Origin of the sequence: Paraburkholderia sp. (genome assembly GCF_049581445.1) — a bacterium.
In the GTDB taxonomy this organism is placed as follows: domain Bacteria; phylum Pseudomonadota; class Gammaproteobacteria; order Burkholderiales; family Burkholderiaceae; genus Paraburkholderia.
Genome location: NZ_JBAURZ010000066.1, coordinates 1 through 22,096 on the forward strand (window position 1 = coordinate 1; position 22,096 = coordinate 22,096).

The 22,096-nt window shown below is 62.5% G+C and carries 18 protein-coding genes; 7 read left to right on the forward strand and 11 right to left on the reverse strand.

The window, feature by feature from the left end:
* On the forward strand, positions 1-330 hold a 330-nt coding region (locus WCA85_RS05025; RefSeq protein WP_424062063.1), incomplete at its 5' end, for a methyl-accepting chemotaxis protein.
* A 165-nt stretch (positions 331-495) separates the two neighbouring features.
* Positions 496-1,803, forward strand: coding sequence for a solute carrier family 23 protein (locus WCA85_RS05030; protein ID WP_424062064.1), 1,308 nt, complete (start codon positions 496-498; stop codon positions 1,801-1,803).
* A 36-nt stretch (positions 1,804-1,839) separates the two neighbouring features.
* Here the strand turns inward: WCA85_RS05030 and WCA85_RS05035 are convergent, their stop codons facing one another.
* On the reverse strand, positions 1,840-3,507 hold the full coding sequence (locus WCA85_RS05035) for a Na+/H+ antiporter (RefSeq protein ID WP_424062065.1): 1,668 nt from the start codon (positions 3,505-3,507) through the stop codon (positions 1,840-1,842).
* A gap of 365 nt (positions 3,508-3,872) precedes the next feature.
* Here WCA85_RS05035 and WCA85_RS05040 point away from each other — a divergent pair, with 365 nt between their 5' ends.
* Positions 3,873-5,153 (forward strand): sensor domain-containing phosphodiesterase, encoded by a 1,281-nt coding sequence (locus tag WCA85_RS05040; protein WP_424062066.1) that lies wholly within the window; start codon positions 3,873-3,875, stop codon positions 5,151-5,153.
* A gap of 38 nt (positions 5,154-5,191) precedes the next feature.
* On the forward strand, positions 5,192-5,896 hold the full coding sequence (locus WCA85_RS05045) for a copper homeostasis protein CutC (RefSeq protein WP_424062067.1): 705 nt from the start codon (positions 5,192-5,194) through the stop codon (positions 5,894-5,896).
* 5 nt (positions 5,897-5,901) lie between these two features.
* Here WCA85_RS05045 and WCA85_RS05050 read toward each other — a convergent pair whose 3' ends face one another.
* Positions 5,902-7,002, reverse strand: a complete 1,101-nt coding sequence (locus WCA85_RS05050) for a lipopolysaccharide biosynthesis protein (RefSeq protein ID WP_424062068.1) — start codon at positions 7,000-7,002, stop codon at positions 5,902-5,904.
* Between WCA85_RS05050 and WCA85_RS05055 the strand changes: the two genes are divergently transcribed.
* On the forward strand, positions 6,980-7,492 hold the full coding sequence (locus WCA85_RS05055; RefSeq protein ID WP_424062069.1) for a hypothetical protein: 513 nt from the start codon (positions 6,980-6,982) through the stop codon (positions 7,490-7,492). The genes WCA85_RS05050 and WCA85_RS05055 overlap by 23 nt on opposite strands.
* 320 nt (positions 7,493-7,812) lie before the next feature.
* Here the strand turns inward: WCA85_RS05055 and WCA85_RS05060 are convergent, their stop codons facing one another.
* Positions 7,813-11,403, reverse strand: a complete 3,591-nt coding sequence (locus WCA85_RS05060) for an indolepyruvate ferredoxin oxidoreductase family protein (protein WP_424062070.1) — start codon at positions 11,401-11,403, stop codon at positions 7,813-7,815.
* Positions 11,404-11,713: 310 nt separating this feature from the next.
* Between WCA85_RS05060 and WCA85_RS05065 the strand changes: the two genes are divergently transcribed.
* Entirely contained in the window at positions 11,714-12,325 is a 612-nt protein-coding gene (locus WCA85_RS05065; protein WP_424062087.1) for a glutathione S-transferase family protein, read from the forward strand.
* A 75-nt stretch (positions 12,326-12,400) separates the two neighbouring features.
* Here the strand turns inward: WCA85_RS05065 and WCA85_RS05070 are convergent, their stop codons facing one another.
* The 8 genes from WCA85_RS05070 to WCA85_RS05105 all read right to left on the reverse strand — a co-directional run bounded on the left by WCA85_RS05070 (position 12,401) and on the right by WCA85_RS05105 (position 20,871).
* The gene (locus tag WCA85_RS05070; RefSeq protein WP_424062071.1) at positions 12,401-13,375 is read right to left on the reverse strand and encodes an ion channel; all 975 of its coding nucleotides are present in this window, start codon (positions 13,373-13,375) and stop codon (positions 12,401-12,403) included.
* A gap of 107 nt (positions 13,376-13,482) precedes the next feature.
* Positions 13,483-13,728, reverse strand: coding sequence for a hypothetical protein (locus WCA85_RS05075; RefSeq protein WP_424062072.1), 246 nt, complete (start codon positions 13,726-13,728; stop codon positions 13,483-13,485).
* Between the two features lie 78 nt (positions 13,729-13,806).
* Positions 13,807-14,028 (reverse strand): hypothetical protein, encoded by a 222-nt coding sequence (locus tag WCA85_RS05080; protein WP_424062073.1) that lies wholly within the window; start codon positions 14,026-14,028, stop codon positions 13,807-13,809.
* Between the two features lie 116 nt (positions 14,029-14,144).
* Positions 14,145-15,056, reverse strand: coding sequence for a carbohydrate kinase family protein (locus WCA85_RS05085; RefSeq protein ID WP_424062074.1), 912 nt, complete (start codon positions 15,054-15,056; stop codon positions 14,145-14,147).
* 5 nt (positions 15,057-15,061) lie between these two features.
* Positions 15,062-16,354, reverse strand: coding sequence for an AGE family epimerase/isomerase (locus tag WCA85_RS05090; RefSeq protein ID WP_424062075.1), 1,293 nt, complete (start codon positions 16,352-16,354; stop codon positions 15,062-15,064).
* Positions 16,351-17,346, reverse strand: a complete 996-nt coding sequence (locus WCA85_RS05095) for a LacI family DNA-binding transcriptional regulator (RefSeq protein ID WP_424062076.1) — start codon at positions 17,344-17,346, stop codon at positions 16,351-16,353. Before WCA85_RS05095 ends, WCA85_RS05090 begins: the two co-directional genes overlap by 4 nt.
* A 404-nt stretch (positions 17,347-17,750) precedes the next feature.
* Positions 17,751-19,598: an EAL domain-containing protein gene (locus WCA85_RS05100; RefSeq protein WP_424062077.1), complete on the reverse strand. Its 1,848-nt coding sequence runs from the start codon at positions 19,596-19,598 to the stop codon at positions 17,751-17,753.
* Between the two features lie 247 nt (positions 19,599-19,845).
* Entirely contained in the window at positions 19,846-20,871 is a 1,026-nt protein-coding gene (locus WCA85_RS05105) for a bile acid:sodium symporter family protein (RefSeq protein WP_424062078.1), read from the reverse strand.
* A 560-nt stretch (positions 20,872-21,431) separates the two neighbouring features.
* On the opposite strand from WCA85_RS05105, the gene WCA85_RS05110 reads away from it, so the two are divergent.
* Positions 21,432-21,944, forward strand: coding sequence for a hypothetical protein (locus tag WCA85_RS05110; RefSeq protein WP_424062079.1), 513 nt, complete (start codon positions 21,432-21,434; stop codon positions 21,942-21,944).
* Positions 21,945-22,096: the final 152 nt, after the last annotated feature.

The window sequence follows — 22,096 nt, forward strand, 5'->3', positions numbered from 1 at the left end:
GCCAAGGAGATCAAGGAGCTGATCGAGACCTCGACCGGGCGCGTCGACAGCGGCGCAGCGCTGGCCGAGCGAGCCGGCCAGACGATGGCCGAAGTCACCCATGCGGTGCGGCGCGTGACCGACATCATGGGTGAAATCTCTGCTGCATCGCACGAACAGAGCACCGGCATCGAACAGGTTAACCGCGCAGTCTCGCAAATGGACGAGGCGACCCAGCAGAATGCCGCGCTGGTCGAACAGGCCGCGGCTGCGGCGGCGTCGATGGCCGACCAGGCGCGTGAACTGAAGACTGCCGTGGCGGTGTTCGCGCTCGAGGCGCGACACCGCTGAACTCGCATTGCCGCAGTGCTCCCACGACGGCGCTTGTCAGGGCCTGGCGCTCTCCGTACACTCGCGCGTAATTTAAACCAGCGGTTCAACAAAGCAGCGTGTGGGGGACGGCCGGTTCGTCTCTCGTCCTGCGATAAATACGCCGATAGAGGAGAACCCCCCGCCATGGCCAATTCTTATTTCCCCCGCTGGCGCACGCAGCCAAGCGCTGCCGAAGGCCGCATCGTCAACACCGATGAGCGGCTCGCCTGGCCGCAGATGTTTGCGATGGGCATCCAGCACGTTGTCGCCATGTTCGGCTCGACCGTGCTCGCACCGTTGTTGATGGGCTTCGATCCGAACCTGTGCATTTTCATGTCGGGGATCGGTACGTTGCTGTTCTTCGTGCTGGTGGGCGGCCGGGTGCCGAGCTACCTCGGTTCGAGCTTCTCGTTCATCGGGCTTGTGATCGCCGTGACGGGTTATGCCGGCCACGGACCCAATCTGAACATTTCGGTGGCGCTGGGCGGGATCATCGCCTGTGGCGTGGTATACGCAATCATCGGGCTGATTGTTTCGGCCGTTGGCACGAAGTGGATCGAGACGCTGATGCCGCCGGTCGTCACGGGTGCGATCGTCTGCGTGATCGGGCTGAACCTCGCCCCGATCGCTGTGAAGGGCGTGAGCGGCAGCAACTTCGACTCATGGATGGCGCTGGTCACGGTGCTGTGCGTCGCCGCCGTCGCCGTGTTTGCGCGCGGTATGCTGCAGCGTCTGCTGATTCTGGTGGGATTGCTGATTGCATACGTGATCTATGCGATCGTCACGAATGGTCTCGGCATGGGTAAGCCGATCGATTTCTCCATCGTCGCGAACGCTGCCTGGTTCGGCATGCCGCATTTCACCGCACCGGTATTCAACGGGCAGGCCATGGCCTTGCTCGCGCCGATCGCCGTGATCCTCGTCGCGGAAAATCTCGGCCACATCAAAGCGGTGAGCGCGATGACTGGCCAGAATCTTGACGGCTATGTGGGCCGCGCGTTCATCGGCGATGGTCTCGCTACGATCCTGTCCGGCTTCGCCGGCGGCACCGGGGTCACCACCTACGCGGAAAACATCGGCGTGATGGCCGTCACCAAAATCTACTCGACGCTCGTGTTTGTGATCGCCGCGCTGATCGCGCTGGTGCTCGGTTTCTCGCCGAAGTTCGGCGCAGTGATCCAGACCATTCCGGGGCCGGTGCTGGGCGGCGTGTCGATTGTCGTATTCGGGCTGATTGCCGTGACCGGCGCGCGTATCTGGGTCGTCAACAAGGTGGACTTCTCGGACAACCGCAACCTGATCGTCGCCGCCGTTACGCTGGTGCTCGGCGCCGGTGACTTCTCGCTGAAACTGGGCGGCTTTGGACTGGGCGGGATCGGCACCGCGACGTTCGGCGCGATTATTCTTTATGCGTTGTTGCGTCGTAAGCCGGCTCAACAGCCGGCGGTTTAGGCGGGTCCGCGTTGACGCGCCGACTGCTTTGGCTGCTCAAGCCTTCGCACGTCCGCGAGTGATCAACGCGTTCTCCGTCAGGTCCACTTCCCGCATCAGCTTGCTGAGCGTCTCGTCGTTGATCTTCTGCGTATTGCGTAGCGATACCAGCACAGCACGCTCGGCGCGCATCGCCGCCAGCTTCATCTGAAATTCGAGGGCCTCCGCGCGACGGGCCCGTTCGCTCGGCGCGGTCTTCTCGTCACCGAGGGTAGCGAGGCGCCGGCGGTAGATATCCATCACGCGTGCCGTCACATCTGTCGCATACGCCGAGGCCGATTCGTCGAGATCGGCGGTGGCGGTTTCGTGCAACTGGTCGACAGCCCGGATCGCCGCCTGTGCGGCGAGTTTGCGGGCGAAGCGCTCTTCGGCTGCGTGCGGATCGCGCCCGCGCCGCCAGCCGCGCAGCAGCAGCGGCAGTCCGACTACTGCTAGCAGCAACGACAGCAGAATCACACCTGACGCGATAAAGATCGCGAGGTCTCGACCGGGCAACGGTGCGCCGTTGGGCAGCGTTTCAGGCAGTGCAAGGATACCGGCCATCGTGATCGCACCGCGCACGCCCGCCAAGGTGGTGACCGCGACGGTCCGCATGCCGGGCACCGCGCTGGTAAGGCCCCGCTTCGCAGCGCCGCGGCTCGCATACCAGCGCAACAGCCAGACCCACACGAAACGCAGTGCATACAGCGCCACCGCCACGGCCGCGACGTAGCCGATCAACAGGGCCATCTGTTCGTTGCTGGTCTCGTGTGCGTTGATCAGCGCGCGCCCGAGGATATGCGGAAACTGCAGGCCGAGCAGAATGAACACCATCCCGTTGAAGACGAATTCGATCATCGTCCAGGTGCTGGTCGTGCGCACGCGCGAGGCCACCGGCCCGATGTTCGCGATGCTGGTGTAGTTCATCATCATCCCGGCGGCCACGGCGGCGAGAATGCCCGACCAGCCGAAATGCTCCGCAAACAGATACGCGGCAAACGGGATCAGCAGGGTCATCACCACGCCCGGCGCTGGATCGCCCTCTTCGTTGACGCTCAGGAAGCGCCCGGAGACCACGCTGAAAAGCCAACTCACCGCAGCGCCGGTCGCCATTCCGCCCGTGGCGATGATCACGAAGCTGACCGATGCATCGCGCAGCGAAAACACCCCCGTCAACGCGGCCGCAATGGCGAATTTCAACGCCACGAGGCCAGACGCATCGTTCATCAGCGCCTCGCCTTCGAGGATGTGCATCAGGTTCGCCGGAATCTGGTCCTTACCCGCGATGCCGGTGAGCGCGACTGCGTCAGTCGGCGACAGCACTGCTGCCAGCGCGAAAGCTACCGGCAATGAGATCTCCGGCGCGAGTGCATGGATGAAGTAGCCGACCGCCAGCACCGTCATAAAGACGAGTCCGAACGCGAGCAGCAGGATCGAGCGGCGCGCCATGAAAAACTCGCGCTTCGGGATGCGCCATCCATCCGCGAACAGCAGCGGCGGAATAAAGAGCATCATGAAGATTTCCGGATCGAAGCTCACGTGCAATCCGAGCCGCGGCCACGCGAGCACCGCGCCGATGGCGATTTGCACGAGTGGCAAGGGCAGCTTGAACGGCAGCGCACGGGTGCCGATACCGGAGACGGCCACCGCAAGCAGCAGGATCAGAACGGTGAAGACTATTTCCATCTGGATCGCTTTATCGGAGACGGTGCCGGCTGACGGGATGAGGGCGGAACTGGGGCAGCAGCCTGGAAGTTTAGCCTGGGGCGGGGTGACGCTGTCGCGAGGCTTACAGTGGCACAACGTGCGCGAGCAGCAAATCTGACCGCCTACCAACGAAGGAGCGCGCACCGCTATGGTGCGTCGTGCGCCTCGACGCGACGCAAGAAGCTTTTGTCGGTGCAGCGGTGGATGCAAATTTCGTTTGTACGTGCGCCAGCGTGCGCATGGAGCTTGCTTAAGGAGTAAATAAGACGCACATTTTGAGAGATGACGCCGTGGTTGTTCGCCTCCGCGATCGGACCGGCCCAGCTCTCGCGTGAGAGGGATGCATGACGATTGCGCAACAGGAAAGAACGAGCGCCGCGCCGCCGCACGGCTTTGAAGTCAGTGTGACTTCGGGGTTGGAACGCTACTCGGTGCGACACGGGGAACTGGAGTTGACGAGCGTTTTTCAGCCAATCTTCAGCTTGTCGCACATGCGCGCGGTTGGCTACGAGGGTTTGCTGCGCGCCCACGACGCGCTGGACCGGCCGGTGTCGCCGCTAGACGTGTTTGGGCAGGCCGCGCGAGTGGGCGATGTGCTGCAAGTGGACCGCCTCGCCCAGGCGCTGCATCTGGAAAATTTCCGGGTGCTGGGCGCGGAGACGGAGTGGCTGTTTCTGAACGTGCACCCCGGCGCGCTGACTGATCCGTATCACGCCGCCGCGCTGCTCGCGAATCTGCGGCGGCTTGACCTGCCTCCCCGGCGCATCGTGCTCGAAGTGCTCGAACAGCGCGCGGAAGATCTGGAACGTCTGGCCGAAGCCGTGCGTCGCTTCCGTGAATTGGGCTTTTTGATCGCGCTCGATGACTTTGGCGCCGGGCATTCGAATGTCGAACGGATCTGGCAACTGAACCCGGACATTGTGAAACTCGATCGCATCATGCTTTCGCATGCCGCACACCGCGCCGATATGGCGACGATCCTGCCGGGGCTCGTGTCCCTGTTGCACGAGGCGGGCAAACTGGTGCTGATCGAAGGGGTGGAGACTGAACATGAGGCGCAGATGGCACTCGCCTGCGACGCCGATTTCGTGCAGGGTTTTTTCTTTGGCCGGCCCAGCCCGGGCTCAGCGGACGGTCCTCAGGCTGTGACCTGCATCAGCGAAGTCACTGAGCGCTACCGGACCCAAACCGAGGCACGCGAGCGCCGTAATGCGAGCCGTCTCGCGCCGTATATCCGCGCTTTTGAGCGGGCGGCGGAACGGCTGGCTGCGGGCGAACCGCTCGACGAGGTGTGCTGGAATTTTCTCGCGCTCGACCATGCGGCGCGTTGCTTCCTGCTGGATGCCAAAGGCCGTCAGGCGGGACGCAATGTAGTGCTGCGCGCCGACCGTGCCGCCCACGAGACACGCTTCTTGCCGCTCGCCGATGCGCAGGGCGCGAACTGGCTGCGCCGTCCTTACTTTCGCGCGGCGATCAATGCGCCGGAACGGGTGCATGTGACGCGGCCGTATCTGTCGATCAACGAGGCGCTGCCATGCGTGACGTTGTCGGTGGCGACGCATGTGGGTGAGCAGACGTGCGTGCTATGCGGCGATATTGACTGGGTGGAGGAAGAGCGGTTCTGAGATCATGTCGGTTTTCACGACCCACTTGTCTGGCCGCCATGTCTCAATCATCCGTTTTGCTGGAAGTCATTGCCACCACCGTTGCCGATGCGCGGCTTGCCGTACAGGCGGGCGCCGACCGCCTTGAACTGATCACCGCAACGGGTGAAGGCGGGTTGACGCCGAGTGTGGGGTTGATCGAGGAAGTGGTCGGTGTGGGCGACTGTCCCGTCAATGTGATCGTGCGTCCGCACAGCCGCTCATTTGTATTCGACGCCGACGACTACGCGGTGATGCTGCGCGACGTGCAAGCGGTCAAAGCGGCGGGGGCGCATGGTGTTGTGATCGGGATGCTGACGCCTGACGGTGAAATCGATCGTGAGGGTCTCGCCCGGGTCATTGACGCGGCGGACGGCCTCGCCATCACTTTCCATCGGGCCTTTGACGAAGCGCGCGACCAGCGCCGCGCGCTCGATGTGCTGCTCGGCTTTGACGCGGTGACGAATGTGCTGACCTCGGGTGGCAAACCCTCGGCGCTCCAGGCCGAAGCGACGATTCGCGCGCTGGTGAAGCAGGCCGAAGGCTCAAATTGCACGGTGCTCGCAGGCGCCGGGTTGACGGTCGACTCGGTGGCCGGTTTCGTGCGGGCCACTCAGGTCAAGGCGGTGCACTTTGGGTCGGGCGTGCGGGTGGACGGCAACGCAATGGCGCCGGTGGACCCGCAACGGGTCGCCCGGGTGAGGTCGCTGCTGGATAACGCATAGCTCGCCTATACCGGATTCGCCGCCGTGAAGCTCTTGAACGCGGCGTAGGCCGGTGTCTTCGTCGCTCCATCCGTTTCGATCAGCCCGAAATCATCACTCGACGCAGTGCTGATCAACTCATACAACATGATCGACTGCAGGTTGTACTGCGTGCGCACCGAGTAATACTCGTTCAATCTGCCCGTTACGTATGACGCCTGGGCCGCTGGCGAATCGCTTGGCACGAAGCCCCATTCGGTCAGCCAGATCGGCAGACCAAACGATTGCGCGAGAATCTCCAGCACGTTGATATTGCCGTTCGCCCCTGCGCCTTGAATGTCGCCCGAGCTTTCGTACCAGTGATACATCGTGACGTCCCAGCGGACCGGGGTCGCACCGCTCACACCCGTCGGCGAACCATCCGGTGTGATGCCGTTCCACAGCATTTGCAGCGCCGGATAGGCCAGTGGTACGCCCACGTCGACGCCGCATTGGATGGTAGGGTCCACCGACTTCACGCCGTCGATCATGCCGCGAATCACGCCACGATAAGCGGGCCAGTAAGCCGGGTTGAAATCGCTGAATGAACTCCCCGGTGGGGTGCTGACGAGACCGCCCGCGTCGAGTTCGTTGCCGCACTCGATGTACTTCACCAGCCCCTTGAGCGGTGTCGCCACCGACACGGCAAGCTGATAGCCAAGGTTGTAGGCGTCGGTCTCCGTCCCCGACTGGTTGAGGAACACCGGGAGCATGCACGGCAGGATCGATACGCCACTGTTGGCGAAGGCGCCCGTCAATATATTCGCGAGCAATTGCGCGTCATTCTGGTTATAGACGTCGGCGCGATAGTTGTTCACGCCAAGGTCTTGCAGCAGGGCCAGTTGCTCGGCGGGCGTGACTGTCGCGTAGACGCCCGAGGTGTACGCCATGTGCCCGTTCATGCCGTAGAAGAGCGAAGTAACGGGCGGGGTGCTCGTGGTGCTGCGCGGGTCCGACGACACGCTCCAGCCATTGTTTCCGCTGACGTACCAGTTGCCCGATCCATCTTCGGCGTACACCGTGTGGTTCCAGTACAGCAGCAACGTCGATGTCGCGGGGAAGTCGGTGTCGACCGCGGCTTTCAGCACGGCACCATTCGATAGCGTCCACTGGGCGCCAGCGCTGTCGATTATCGCGCTGGCGGGTGGGATCGTCGTACCGGACGTTGATTCGGTTGCAGCGCTGCTGGTGCCTGAAGGAGTAGAGGTGCCCGAGGTATCCGTAGTACTGCTGGTGTTCTGCGTGCCGCTGCTTCCGGTAGTTGTGCCACTCACCGTGGTCGTGCCGGTGGAGGTGGCGCTGCTGGTGTTTGTGCTTGTGTTGGCCGGGTTAGTGCTGTTGCTGGTATTGACGCTCGTCGACGCGCCTGCCCCGGAAGCGCCCCCGCCTCCGCCACACGCGGCTAATGCAAGAGTGCCCGCACCCGCAAGCAGTCCACTCAAAAACTTGCGTCGCGACGCCGGAGCGTCCACAACACTGGATGGCCGCATACGCGCGCGCGAGAACAGAAGCGCGGCGTCGATTGGCGTCCGGACGCGATTATCCCGTGACATCGTTAGTCATCCTTATTCAATCTGAGCATGCGACGCATGGACGTGCGTCAGCATTCAGGTAATAACGGGTAAGGAATGACGTCGTTGTAGGTTCGCGGGTGTGATGGCGATATGGACGCATTGCGCAGCCCTTAGCCGGGCTGCGGCATGCCAGTGGCATGCGCGTCGCATCGCCGATGGCCATGCTTCACGTTGGCCGGCGTCTTTCCGTCGATGCCTCTATAACGGCAAGTTTCGCGATTGCTTGAGAGGGAGAATCCAAAAACCGGACGCAGCCACTTGTGGGTAGAAATCAGCCCAAGGTGGTGCGTCCGTTGTCCCGTTTAAAACTTCAGTTCGCCGCGTTCACTTCGCCACCACCACCGGAATTCCCCGCAAAGTTCCCGCGCCCTTTACTTCCTCCAACGCCTGTTTGACCGCCGCGCCGGTCGCCGCTTCAATCTGCAGACGCGAGGCCAGTTCGCGCTCGCTGCGCTTCACGCCAGCCAGATTCGCCAGCTTCACATGTCCGTAGCCCCGCACGCGGGCGTGCAGGTCGGCGAGCTTGACGATCTCTTCGACATTGTTTGCATCGAGCTTCGCCAATGCGCGTTGCAGGGTCGTTTCGTAATCGTCAGCGAGTTCACGTTCCATCCTGCGTTCGAGCGTGCGTCCGAACGGATCGAGCATCGTGCCGCGCAGTCCGCGGAATTTCGCCATCGTGCCGAGCACCGGCCACATCCATTGGCCGAAGGTCTTTTTGACCGGTTTCGCGCCATGCTGGGGACGCGACAGGGTTGGTGGCGCGAGATTGAACTTGATGCCGAAGTCCTTGCCGGCCACGCCTTCGAATTGCGCTTCGAGCGCTGTGCGGAATGCGCTGTCCGTGTGCAGACGCGCGACTTCGTATTCGTCCTTCACGGCCAGCAGGCGATAAAACGTTGTCGCAACCGCACGGGCGAGGCGATCGCCTGTGGCGCTGCCAAGTGCGGCTTCGGCACGTCGTGCAGCATCCACCAGCGTGCGATAACGCTGCACGTAGCGTTCGCCGCCATATGCATCCAGTCGTGCTTCGCGATGCGCGATCACCTGGTCGAGTGTCTCAATGCGCACCGCTTCCTGGGAGGTATGGCGCGCCTGCCACAGCGATTCGAGCGCAGCCGGATCGGCAGCAGCCAGACGGCCCACTGAAAAAGCCAGTTGATTCATCTGCACTGCGACGTTATTCAGTTCGATTGCACGCATCATCGCGCCGAACGACACTGGTACTAACCCAAGCTGCCACGCAAAGCCGAGCATCAGGATATTGGCGCCGATCGTATCGCCGAGGAAACGCGTCGCGAGTGCCTGCGCATCGCAGGTCGACATGCGTTCTTCGCCAGCCGCGTGACGCATCTTGTCGATCAATGCGTCGGCATGCAGGTTGGCGTCCGGGTTTTGCACGAAAGTCGCGTTCGGGATGGCATGCGTATTCACAACGATGCGTGTGCGGCCGTGACGCACGGTCTGCAGCGCATCGGAACTCGCGCCGACCACCATGTCACAGGCGAGCAGCACGTCGGCCTGCTGGGTGTCGATGCGCACCTGGTTGAGCCACTCATCGCGCGCCGCGAAGCGCACGAATGACAACACCGAGCCGCCTTTCTGCGCAAAGCCCATGAAGTCGAGCACCGACGCACTCTTGCCTTCCAGATGCGCGGCCATGCTGATCAACGCGCCTACTGTGACGACGCCCGTCCCGCCCACGCCGGTAATCAGGATGTCGTACGGCGCGGCGTCGAGCTGCGTGGTGGGCGCAGGCAAGGCGTCGACGCGCGCGGCCAGTGCGGCTGCATCGAACGCAGCGCCGACAGCCTTTTTCAGCTTGCCGCCTTCGACCGTCACGAAGCTTGGACAAAAGCCGTTCACGCATGAGTAGTCCTTGTTGCACGACGACTGATCGATGCGGCGCTTGCGGCCCAGCGCCGTTTCAACCGGCTCGACCGACAGGCAATTCGATTGCACGCCGCAGTCGCCGCATCCTTCGCACACTTCCTCGTTGATAAACAGGCGCTTGTCCGGATCGGGGAATTCGCCTTTCTTCCTGCGGCGGCGCTTTTCGGCCGCGCAGGTTTGATCGTAGATCAGCACGGTGACGCCGTCGGTGTCGCGCAGTTCGCGTTGCACGGCATCGAGTTCGCTGCGATGGTGGAACGTGGTGCCTTGCGGAAACTGGCCGTGATGGCCATCGTACTTTTCCGGCTCGTCGCTTACTACGACGAAGCGCGAAACTCCTTCCGCTTCGACCTGCCGCGCGATCTGCGGCACCGAGATGCTGCCGTCGACCGGTTGGCCGCCGGTCATGGCCACCGCGTCGTTATAGAGGATCTTGTAGGTGATGGTTGCCTTGGCCGCGACCGCCTGACGAATCGCCAGAATGCCGGAGTGAAAGTAGGTACCGTCGCCGAGATTCTGGAACACGTGACGCGTCTTCGTGAACATCGAGTGCGAAGCCCAGTCGACGCCTTCGCCGCCCATCTGGATGAGGCCCGTGGTGTCGCGCTCCATCCATGACGCCATGAAGTGGCAGCCAATCCCCGCTTGTGCGATCGAACCTTCGGGCACTTTCGTCGAGGTGTTGTGCGGGCAGCCCGAGCAGAAATACGGCGTGCGTTTCACCGCATCCGCTTCGTTGGAGAGAATTTGCGGCGCGACCAGATCGACCACCCGTTCGCGGCGATCGAGCGCGGGCTTGTGCCGCGCCAGCCAGTTCGCGAACACGGGCAGAATCCGCGAAGGCCGCAACTCACCGAGTGCCGACAGCAGCATCGAGCCATCTTGCGCGTGCTTGCCGATCACCACCGGCCGCGCGCCGTCTTGCCGGTTGTACAGATAGTCCTTGATCTGCTGTTCAATGACCGGCCCTTTTTCCTCGATCACCAGCACTTCAGACAGGCCACCTACGAACGTATCGATGCGCGTCATCTCCAGAGGAAACGATAGACCGACCTTATAGATCCGCACGCCAGCCGCTTCGAGATCACCGACCGTGAGATCGAGGCGGCGCAGCGCCTCCATCAGATCCAGATGCGCTTTTCCGCACGTGACGATGCCGACGTTTGCATGAGGGCTCGGCGCAATCCATTTGTCGATGCTATTCGTGCGCGCGAAATGGCGCACGGCGTCGAGCTTGGCGGCGAGCCGCGCTTCGATGGTGAGGCTCGGCAGATCGGGCCAGCGGTTATGCAGGCCGCCGGCGGGTTCATGAAAATCCTGCGGCGTTTCCCATTGCGTTTGCAGCGCGTCGAGGTCCACCGTTGAACCGGATTCGACAGTCTCTGAAATCGCCTTGTAGCCCACCCACGCGCCGGAGAATCGCGACAGCGCCCAACCGTACAGCCCGAACTCAAGCATGTCGGCAACGTTCGACGGATTCACCACCGGCATATGCCACGCCATCAACGCAAAGTCGCTCTGATGCGGCATCGAAGACGACACGCAGCCGTGGTCGTCCCCGGCCACCACCAGCACACCGCCATGCGGTGACGAACCATACGCGTTGCCATGTTTGAGCGCATCCCCCGCACGATCCACGCCCGGGCCCTTGCCGTACCACATCGCAAACACGCCTTCGACGGTGCGCTCCGGGTCCGATTCGACGCGCTGCGTGCCAAGCACAGCCGTGCCGCCGAGTTCCTCATTGATCGCGGGCAGAAAGCGAATGTCACTCTCCGCGAGCAGTTTCTTCGCCTTCCACAACTGCTGGTCGACCATCCCAAGCGGCGAACCGCGATAGCCGCTGACAAAGCCGGCGGTGTTCATGTCACGGCGCTTGTCGAGCGAGCGCTGCATCAACACGAGACGGACCAGTGCCTGCGTGCCGGTGAGAAAAATGCGGCCGCGCGTCGCGGTGAGGTTATCCGAGAGCTTGTAATCGGCCAAGGCGGGCGTGCCGTCGATGGGCAGGCGAGCTGTCATTGTGAGTCTCCGTTGTTATGCCTTCGCGCGTGTGCGTGGGGACCACAAGGTGAGGACCGAACCGGATCGCGTCGAAAGAGACTCTATTTTTTAACGCCGATTGGAGAATATTTTTGCTAGTTTGCGGCTGAGTCCGCATAAAGAAGCGAAGTGCTACGCGATTTTGTCCCTTTTTGAGTCAGATTTTCGCGACGTGGGCTGGATTAACGGATTGAAAGGGATGAGCGCGCTATTTTCACAGGGGCGCCCGCTCGCCGCGCGCACAACATTGAGTTACGCTGAAGAATCCATGTTTCCCACCGAGCCGCCGATGAAACTCTATTACTGGCCGAAAACGAGAGCCTTTCGCGCGCTTTGGATGCTGGAAGAGATCGGCGCGCCATATGAACTGGTGCGGGTGAACATTCGCGCGGGCGAGCAGGGCGCTCATGACTTTTGCCGCGTCAATCCCATGACGAAGCTGCCCGCGCTCGACGACCACGGCGTGCAGGTGGCCGAGTCGGGTGCGGTGCTGCTGTATCTGGCGGACCGGTTTCCCGGCGCAAATCTGGGCGCTACGCTGGATGATCCGTTGCGCGGCCGTTTCCTGCAGTGGCTGTTCTTCACACCCGGTTGCCTCGAACCCGCCATGGCTGAAAAGATCATCGGCTCAGCCGGCAATACCTTCAGCTTCGGCTGGGGCGACTTCGATCGCGTCAGGCATGCCGTCGAAAGTGCGCTGGAAGAAGGGGAATGGCTTCTCGGCGAACGCTTCACCGCGGCGGATCTGCTATTGGCCGGAACGCTGCAGATCGCTTTCATGGCGAAGCTGCTGGAGCCGAAAGGCGTGATCGGCGATTACGTCGAGCGCGCTGTCTCGCGCGACGCGCATGTGCGCGCGGTGGCCGTCGAGCAGCGCGAACTGGCGGCACTAAAGCATTGACGTGGCGTTTTTACGGGGAAGAGGCGCGTTGAATGACGCGGCCACTGCTGCAACGCCGAACGTTGCTGTCGCTGTTCAGGCGGGTGTCGAGCGCGGCTTGACCGTTTCTGAAGGCGGCAACGGGGTGAGCGGTACGACGTCATGGAAATTGGCGTAGTCGACATGCGTCACGCCGTCCTCTTCGTGGATCAGATCCACATAGGCGTGCTGCCAGCGAATCTCCGCGCCGGTCCACGCATGGCGCGCCTGCATGATCTGTGAGGTGGTTTCGTCGGAGCCCTCAATGGTGATCAGCAAGGATGCGCCGCTTGCTGCAAGCGTCTCCGCAGTTTCCCCGAACAGCGGACTGGTATCGTCGATCACGTGCATCATCACCCAGCTCAGCAGAAACATGGGCTGATGGTCTCGCACCAGTTTCAGATCGTAGATTTTGAGCGACGTAAACCCTTCGATGGTGGTTTCGCGGCGCATCATCCGCATCTTGGCGTGGGCTTCGGCGATGACGTTCTGGCGCGCGTTGGCGGCCCGCATCGCGAGGGTCATGCGTCCTTCGAGGGGCCGCACGATCGCGTAGCGGGCAAACATGATCATGGCGCGGGGCCGCGAGAAGCGCGCGAAAATCAAACCGGTCGCCAAGGCGATGCCCGACATTCCGACAAAAATCTCGAGCGTGGCGATCAGATGGCCGTACATCGTCTGCGGATGCATGTCGCCATAACCGACCGTGGCGAGCGTTTCAACACTGAAAAAGAATGCGCCCATGAATTCGGGCGGATATTGATTGGCGATGGGCTTGGTGCCGAGCATGTACAACGATGCAAAGGTGGTGTTGAGCAGCAGGAAAATAACCGCGAGTGACACGAAAAAGGTCGGCCACCTCACCACCAGCGCCCGGTGATACAGATCTTGCCAGAAGCGCATGGAGATGCCATGCACGTACACCACGCGCGAGTTCAACTCCACCCGGTGGCCACGCTGTCCCGCGTACTTTCCCGATGAGCTTGCGGCCCCGCGAGTGCCGGTGGTGCGGTCTGAGGTGTCAATGGCCATTGCGCGTTCGTGAACATGAAAACGCGCAGAGCGTAGCATGCCTTAACGGTTTGGGTTTGGTGCCCTGCGGCAGCGTCAGATCTGCGTGAAATAAACCGGCATCGGAGTCACGGGAACGTACGCGGCTTCGGAATCCCCGCTCCGTGTTCAATATCTGCGACGGCCTGGCGGTGCGCGGCTTCTATCGCGTCGGTTTCGTTCGGGAATCCAGCGTCCCCGCCGACGGTGGTCCACACCTGCACTGCGTGGTCGCGATGGCGGATTTCATACTCCGCGTCCCAGCGTGCGCCTTGCAGTTCGAGCGGGCGCACATGGATCGCATACACGCCGTAGAGGAAGAGCTGATCGGTCATCTTCGCCTCCTGCCGGTTGGTTCGGAACAGGCGCCGCACGCAACGAGTAGTAATCGGCGCACGCGACGCCCGGTCTGCCTAGAATTCGATTTCGCCGAGGATCCGGTGGGCCAGCGCTTTCGCTTCTTCAAGCGCCTCTTCCTCGGTGGCCGAGGTGGCCTCGACTTCGTAGACGGTGTTCTCCAGTTCGCCGCCCTCGTCGCGTGCCAGCGCGACGATACCCCGGAACTCTCCGCCCTCTACGGGAACCACCGCTGCGGTGGCCGTGTAGAGCCCTTTGGTATAGGTGACGTCCTCCATGATGCTTCTCCTTCAAGGGGGAGATTCAATCGTAGCACGCCGTCTTTAGACTCACCGGCCCGCGCGTTGGCGACAGCGCCCCCTGCGAGGCGCGGCAAGACCGAGACTCGCGGACGTCAGCTTTCGAGCAACGCCACCACTTCATCGAGCGACGGCGAGTGCGCGCCCGAGTGACGGCAAGCGGCGGCGCCTGCCGCCAGCGCAAATGCCAGATGCTCGGCCCACGTGCGTTGCGGCGCGGTCATCTTGCTGAACAGCAAACCGGCAATCGACGCATCGCCCGCGCCGACCGTATCGGCGACTTCGACGCGCGGCGGTTGGGCTTCGATCATCGTATCGCCGTCGATCAACGTGGCCTTCTCCGAGCCGCGCGTCACCAGCACCGTGGCGGCGGGGTTCATGGCGCGCAACTGGGCGAGCGCATCGGCTTCGCTGGTTTTGAAGAGCAGGCGCAGATCTTCATCGGAGACCTTGATCAGGTCGGCGAGCGCGGCCATCTTGCGCAGCGTCGGCTCGTAGCCGTGCTCCATCAGATTGCGGTAATTCGGGTCGAAGCTGATCTTCACGCCGCGCGAACGCAATTCCGCAGCCAGTTTCGCAAGCGTGTCCCCGAGCGGCTGGCGCACGAGACTGATACAGCCAAAGTGGGCCCACTTCACTTGGCCCATCCAGCCCTCGGGCAGGAGCGCCGGATCGAAGGCGAGGTCGGCGCCGTTCTCACCCATGAAGAAGTACGCGGGCGGATGCGTCTGATGGACGATCGCCAGCAGCGGCGGCCGCTCGACGCGCTGCATGAAACGCATGTCGAGGCCGGCCGCGACGCTCGCATTCCAGAGTTCGTCGGAGAAGTTGTCGGTGCCGAGCGAGCCCACGCAGGCCGTAGGCAAGCCGAGTCGCGCCACCGCACGCGCCACGTTCCAGCCGGCGCCGCCCGGGTGCGATACCCATTGCGAGTCGCCGGTACGGACGAGGTCGGTGAGGATGTCGCCGGGCGAGACAAAGAGGGGGAATTCGGTGGTCGCGGTCATGGTGCTCACCTCGCGGATTCGTTCGGGGCCGATGTTGCGGCCGGATTGGCATCCGGCAATGCATGCGCGAGCACTTCGTAGCACGCGCCCATCGTGTGGTAGTCGGTCTTGCCGGCTGGGCTCTTTTCGTCGCTGTATTTGCGGTTGTCGCACGTGAGGATGCGATACCACGCGCCGTATTTGTGGTCGACAAAATGCGCCCAGCTATAGCGCCAGATTTCGTCGTACCAGTCCCAGAAGCGTTCGTTTCCGGTGCGCTTGCCGAGCAGCGCGGCGGTCGCGAAGGTTTCCGCCTGGACCCAGAAATACTTGTCGTGATCGCACACCGTGCCGTCCGGGCCAAAACCATAATAGAGCCCGCCGTGGTCATCGTCCCAGGCGCGCGTCATGGCCGCGTCGAACAGTTCGATGGCACGCGGCAGCAGCCAGGGCAGCGGGCGGTGGCGCTCGAGAATCAGCAGCAGCTTGGCCCACTCCGTCTGATGGCCGGGCTGGAAGCCCCACGGACGGAAAATGTTCGAGCTGTCTTCCTCGTTGTAGTGCCAGTCCACCGACCAGTCCGCATGGAAATGCTCCCACACCAGCCCTTGCGAGAGCTTGGCCTGGCGCAGCGTGATGTTCGACGCCACCCGTTCCGCGCGGTCCAGGTATACGAGGTGGCGGGTCGCTTCGTAGGCGGCGAGCAGCGCCTCGGTGGTGTGCATGTTCGCGTTCTGGCCACGGTACGAACTCACACGCCAGTCCTGGGTTGCCTCGTCCGCGTAGAGTCCGGCCGCGGCATCCCAGAAGCGGTGTTCCATCAGTTCAAAAGTGGCGCCGATCATGGGCCGCGCTTCTTCGATCCCGGCCATCGCTGCGTGCGAATACGCGAGCAGCACGAAGGCGAGACCGTAGCAGTGACGCGTGGCGTCGAGCGTCCGCTTCGTGCCGTCACGCCATTCAAGCTCCCAGTCATAGCCGGCGTGCTCGGGATCCCAGTGCACGTCGCGCAGGAAACTCAGGCCGTGACGCGCGTACTCGAGATGCTTTGGATCGCCAAACTCGCGGAACGCCATAGCGTAGTTGAAGACGTAGCGGCAACTGCTAACGAGATGGCGTGTGCTGCGGTCGTAGATCGAGCCGTCATCGCGGAAGAAGTGATAGAAACCGCCGCTCGGGTCGAACACGTTGGGTGCGTAGAAACGCAAAGTGTCCTGCACATGGGCGTGCAGGAAGTCGCGATCGCGGAAGCTGGCGACGGCAGGCACCGGCGGCATGCCGGCTGCGGATTGAGGTTGAGGCGTATCGGATTGCGTCATGGCTTTTTCACCGAGGTACTGGCACGGGCAATGAGATGGACGGGCAAGCGGACTTCGAGTTCGGCAGGCGAGTCTTCGAGCAGCAGTTCGACGCCGCGTCGGCCGAGCGCTTCCTTGTCAACCGAGATGGTCGACAAGGGCGGCGTGGCGTGAGCGGCGGCGGGGATGTCGTCGAAACCGATGATCGCAATGTCCTGCGGAACGCGCAGACCGCGCGTGAGACAGACGCGTAGCGCGGCGAGCGCAGCGGCGTCGTTGTAGGCAAACACAGCGTCGGGGCGCTTATCAGTGGCGCCGGGCGCATCGAGCAGCCGTTGCATGGCGAGCGCGGCGCCGGTGTCGGGGTCGAGGCCGGCGTCGATGGTCACTTCGAGCGACGGGTCGAACAACAGACCCGCTTCAAAGAACGCGCGTCGATAGCCGAGGGCGCGCTGCGCGATGCTGAAATGCGCAAGCGAACCGCCGATAAAGGCGATGCGCTCGTACTTCTGGGCGAACAGATGGCGCATCGCCAGTTCGGCGCCGCCAGCGTTGTCAAGATTCACCGAGCGCAGGCCGGGCGCCCACAGGTCGATCAACACGAGCGGACGCTGCATGGCGACCAGCGTGGTGAGCGTCTCCGGCTCCACAAACCCGGCGACGGCGACGGCATCCGGCGCGTGCAGGCGCATCTGCTGGATCACGTCTTCAGTGGGGCCGGCAGTTAGCACCGACGGCACGATGCCGCGTTCGCGGCAGGCGTCCTCGACGCCGTGCAGGACGTGCGAAAAGAACGGACTGACCGCAAAGTTGTTGTGATGGCGATGCAGCAGAAAGGTGAGCCGGCGGATACGCGGGCGTAACTGGGCAGCGTCGTAGCCGAGCTGGCGCGCGGCCTCGACGACCCGCAATCGGGTGGCGTCAGAGAGTCCCGGCTGATTCTTCAGCGCGCGGGAAACGGTGCCGATCGACACGCTGGCTGCACGGGCGACATCGCGGATGGTTGTTGCCATCGGAGTGGGCGGTGAGTTGGGCTGGCCTGGGCGGCCGTTATCGAGTTTCGGGATTGTATAGTAAAACGCGATCAAAATTGCCGTGTTTAGCGTGATTTGATACGCGTAAATACCAGTAGGTAGGGACCAGAATGGGGTTATCGGCGTTTAGTAAAATTTACTAAACAGTGCGGCGAACGAGGGTTTGGGGTGTCTCTCGATGACCTTGCCAGTCACGCGGCGAGGTCCGACGCGAAGCGCCAACGGTGGGCGACGAAAGAGTGAGGAGGGAGCGAGGGGGGCGTCGCGCCATGCAGGCGCGGGCTTATCCGAGGTGGGCCTGTGGCGCGAGCCCCGTGGAGTGTTCAGCGAGGTCCCCAATGATGCGGCTAACGAAATGCCTTGCGACATTCTAGGTGACGAACTCAGTCACGCGTGTGGTGATGCGCCTCCGCTTGCCCCCTCAATAACGCAGCACTCTCCTTGGCATCGATCAACACAAACCCCGTCGCATCCTGTTTCGCGCGGCGCTTTGCCACTGCCGCTACCGATGCAATCTCCTCGCTGCTATACAGCGCCGGGCCGCCGTCAGGCTCGACCCGCACACAGCCAATCGCCATCGTCACAAATCCGAAGAAGGTGGCGTTGCCGCGTCGGTCCTCGCCACGAATGCCGCCCGCGAGGCGGTCTGCGGGAGCGTAGAAACGCATCACGCCTTTGTTGAACGCGTGAATCGCACGCATCACGCGTTCTTGCCAGTCCTCACTCTGAAACAGGATCAGGAAGTCATCGCCACCCACGTGGCCGAGGAAGTCGCGGGTCGGGTCGCACACGTCAGCCAGCACGGCAGCGGCGAACTTCAGCACTTCGTCGCCCTGCCAGTAGCCGTACTGGTCGTTAAAGGGCTTGAAATGATTCAGGTCGACATAACAGGCATAGAAGCCCGCGTTGTTGTCGACAAGCCGCGCGATGTGCGAGCTGATCGGGATGTTGCCCGGCAGGAACGTCAGCGGGTTCGCGTAGCGCGCCGCTTCGATCCGCACTTCAGTGACCGCGCGTACGAGCTTCTCACCCGTGCCCAGCCCCACGTATTTGCCATCGTCGGTGATGACAAATCCGTCGGCCAGATAGCGCTGGTCGTCGCTGGCGAGGAGCTTGGCCATCTGCTCGACCGTCATGGATTTCTCGATGATCACCGGTGACGCATTTGCAAACAGAAGACAGGGGCGCTTGCCGAACAGCTCACGGTGATATGGCAGCGCATACCGTTCCATGAAAGCGCGCCGGTTGATCAGCGCGACCGGTTCGTCATGTTCGACCACGGCCACGGCGTGCAGGTCGGGCAAACGGTTGAACAGTTCGAGCACGTCGTTATTGGTGGCGCGGCGCTGCAACGACGGCGCGCGCACCAGCATTTTCGCGGACGCCATGCCGCCTGAGGGCGACGCGCTGACCGTGCGGGTGGCTTCAGGAAAGACCGCGATATGGCCGGCGCGGATCGCTTTCCGGACGTCGTCCGCCACCATGCGGGCCGGTTGCGCGCTTGGACGGCCGAAGAAATAACCCTGGCCGCAACCAATCCCCATGTCGCGTACGACGATCAGGTCGGCTTCGTTCTCGATCCCCTCAGCGACCAGTTTCGCGCCACTCGCGTTCGCAAAATGCTGCATGGCACGCACGGCTTCGAATTTCAGCGGGTCGCTCGCGATGTCGTGGATGAAAAAGCGGTCGATTTTCACCACGTCAGGTTGCAGCCGCACCCACAAATTCATGCTGGCGTTCGCGGTGCCGTAATCGTCGAGCGCGAATTGGGCGCCCGCCGTGCGTAGCGTCGCAAGGACCGGCAGGAAATTGTTGATGTCGACGATGGCGCTTTGCTCGGTGAGCTCGATCACGATGCGCTCGGGCTCCACGCCGGATTGGCGCAGCAGCGCGAGGGCGTCGTCGCGCGCATTCGCCAGATGCCGCAGCGCCCCGGCGCTGAAGTTCAGGAACAGCTTGCCGTCACACTCGGACCGGGCAAACGCCTGGATGCAGATGAGCGCAGCGGCGCGTTCGAGTTCGACCACACGGCCTTCGGCGTGGGCCTGCGCGAACAGCGCGAACGGCGATTCAAGTGGTGTGCCGGCGGGCCCGCGAATCAATCCCTCGTAGCCAAGGATCGCGCCGCCATCGAAATCGACAATGGGCTGGAACACGGCGGACAACTGACGCCGGGCGATCAGGTCCTCGATGCTCGGCGCAACGGATCGAGGGGGCGAGGAAATTGACATTGCAATCAGTTAAAGGGGTGGCTCGATGGTATATCGGCAGCGCCGCCGGCAAGTTAAGTGAACTTTTAATGACCTGTTGCACCGAAATGATGCGCACGCCCGACGCAGTAGTTGACTTATGCCATTAGGCCAGGCAGACAGCGCGCACCTTTACGCGTGAAATAACGAAAAGCCGCCCGCAGGCGGCTTTCTTTAAACAGGCTCAGGGAGAGCGCTTATGAATCTTCTTTTCGACTTTGCCCGCGAATCAGCGGCGCGCCACGGCTGCCGCGGCGCGGTCCTGAGTGGTCGCGTGAGTTTCTCCGCTGGTGTCGCGCGCGCCCCAGCGTTGCGCGAGCGCGGCGCACACCATCAACTGGATCTGGTGGAACAGCATCAACGGCAGCACCGCAGCCCCGACCGCGTGCGAAGCGAAAATGACCTTGGCCATCGGCACGCCGGCGGCAAGACTCTTCTTCGAGCCACAGAAGATGATGGTGATCTGATCCGCGCGGTTAAAGCCAAGCCGCTTGCTGGCGAAGATCGTGATGCCCAGCATCAGCGCCAGCAGCACGATATTGATCACCACCAGCCCACCCAAGGCCGCGAGCGGGGTGTGGCGCCACAAGCCCTCGTTGACGGCCTCACTGAAGGCGCCGTACACCACCAGCAGAATCGAGCCCTGGTCGACGAACTTCAGCACGCCGCGATTGCGCTCGATCCATTTGCCGATCACCGGGCGCAACAGCTGACCGGCGAGGAACGGCACGAGCAGTTGCAAAACGATGCTCCAGACCGTGTGCCACGCAGAACTGCCGCCGGCCGTTTGATTCGTCACCACGACACTGACCAGTGCCGGCGTAATGAAGATGCCAAGCAAACTCGAGGCCGAGGCACTACACACGGCGGCCGGCACATTGCCTTTGGCGATCGAGGTGAACGCGATGGACGACTGGACCGTCGATGGCAGCGTACAGAGGAAGAGGACTCCGGCGTAGAGCGCAGGCGTGACAAGGGGCGACATAAGCGGCTTGAGCGCGAGTCCGAGCAGCGGAAACAGCGCAAACGTACTCAGCAGCACGACGACATGCAAACGCCAGTGGGTCGCGCCGGCAATGATCGCTTCCCGTGACAGTTTTGCGCCGTGCAGGAAAAACAGCAGGCCCACCGCGATGTTCGTCAGCCAGTTGAAGCCGACGGCTGCCTGTCCATGCACGGGCAGCAGGCTGGCGAGGATCACGGTGCTAACCAGGCACAACGTGAAGTTATCGGGAAGCAGTTTCGGGCGAGCCATTTTCGGAATCTCAATGCGGGTGAAGCGGAAATACAGGAACGCGTGCGCTGGGGCACGGGTTATGGGCCGTAGGGGAAGCGTCCATTAGTAAAGGAAAGCGATTGAAAATGCAAATTCATTTGCCGAATTGATTAATGAGGACGGCGCATGTAAGGGCGGTTGCTGCCGCTGGTGCCCGCGTTCGACCCACTCTCAGTATTGGCGACGAGGGGCAGTCGGTCCATCTCTGTTTGCTCTTTTTGTAGACGTTTGTGAGGCCGAAGGTTCCACTCAAATCGAGCTTGGATCGGGCGCAAAAATGGAGTAGTTCAGAAGCCCTAAATGGACCTTGGCGCAAGCAATTTGTCGTGAAAAAACGTCGCAGTAACATGGTGTTACAAGGCCGTATGGGGCCTAACACTTTTTGGCTCGACACCCCATGGAGCGACCCATAAATTACTGCTCAAAGGCCATTGGGATGTGCCCCGCTGCAGAAAACCTGCAAGGGTTACGCGACTCCCGGAACAAGCCTGCCGCGGCTCGAACGGCAGGCTTCAGGCAGGACCTCGGGCAGGTGAAACATGGTGGACGCAGGGTTGTCGAAATCGACGCATTGGGTGCTGGGCGCAGTCTTCGCTGTGCTGAGTTCGCTCGCCCTTGCCAAAGGCCCGTCCATGCCGCATGGCGGTGGGTCCGGTGGTGGCTATCCGCATGCAGGTTTCCAGCATCAGGTTCATGACAACGCACGTGCGTATGCTTACCGCAACGAACATGCCACGCATGGCGTGAGCGGCGGCCACGGCGGATACAACGCAACCCAGCGGATGGCAGGACCGAACGACGCTTATCGCGTCGACAATCGTGGCTACAACCGGGATGATAGCGGCGGCTTTCAGTACGCCGGCGCCATTACGCCGGTGAGCGCCGAGACGCGCTCGGTGCCGCGTCCGCCTGAGGATGAATCGATGGTGCGTGCCGGTTCGATCCGGGCGGATGTCGCCCGGTACAACGAGGAACGTGGCGCCCCGCGCCCACCGCCCCGGCCGCCGGAATATATGTCGCGCCCACCTGGGCCGTCGCCTTATCGTAACTAGGCAGCGCTTCGCCCCTTGCGCAGACTCGCCTGTAAGCCTGACGCGCTCAGTGTTCCCTGCACTGTGTGAAACGGAGCGACAAGCGCAGCAACAAGCAGAGCAATAAACCGCGCAACGGAAAGCTCGCTCCTTTAGCAAACCCATCCCCCTCC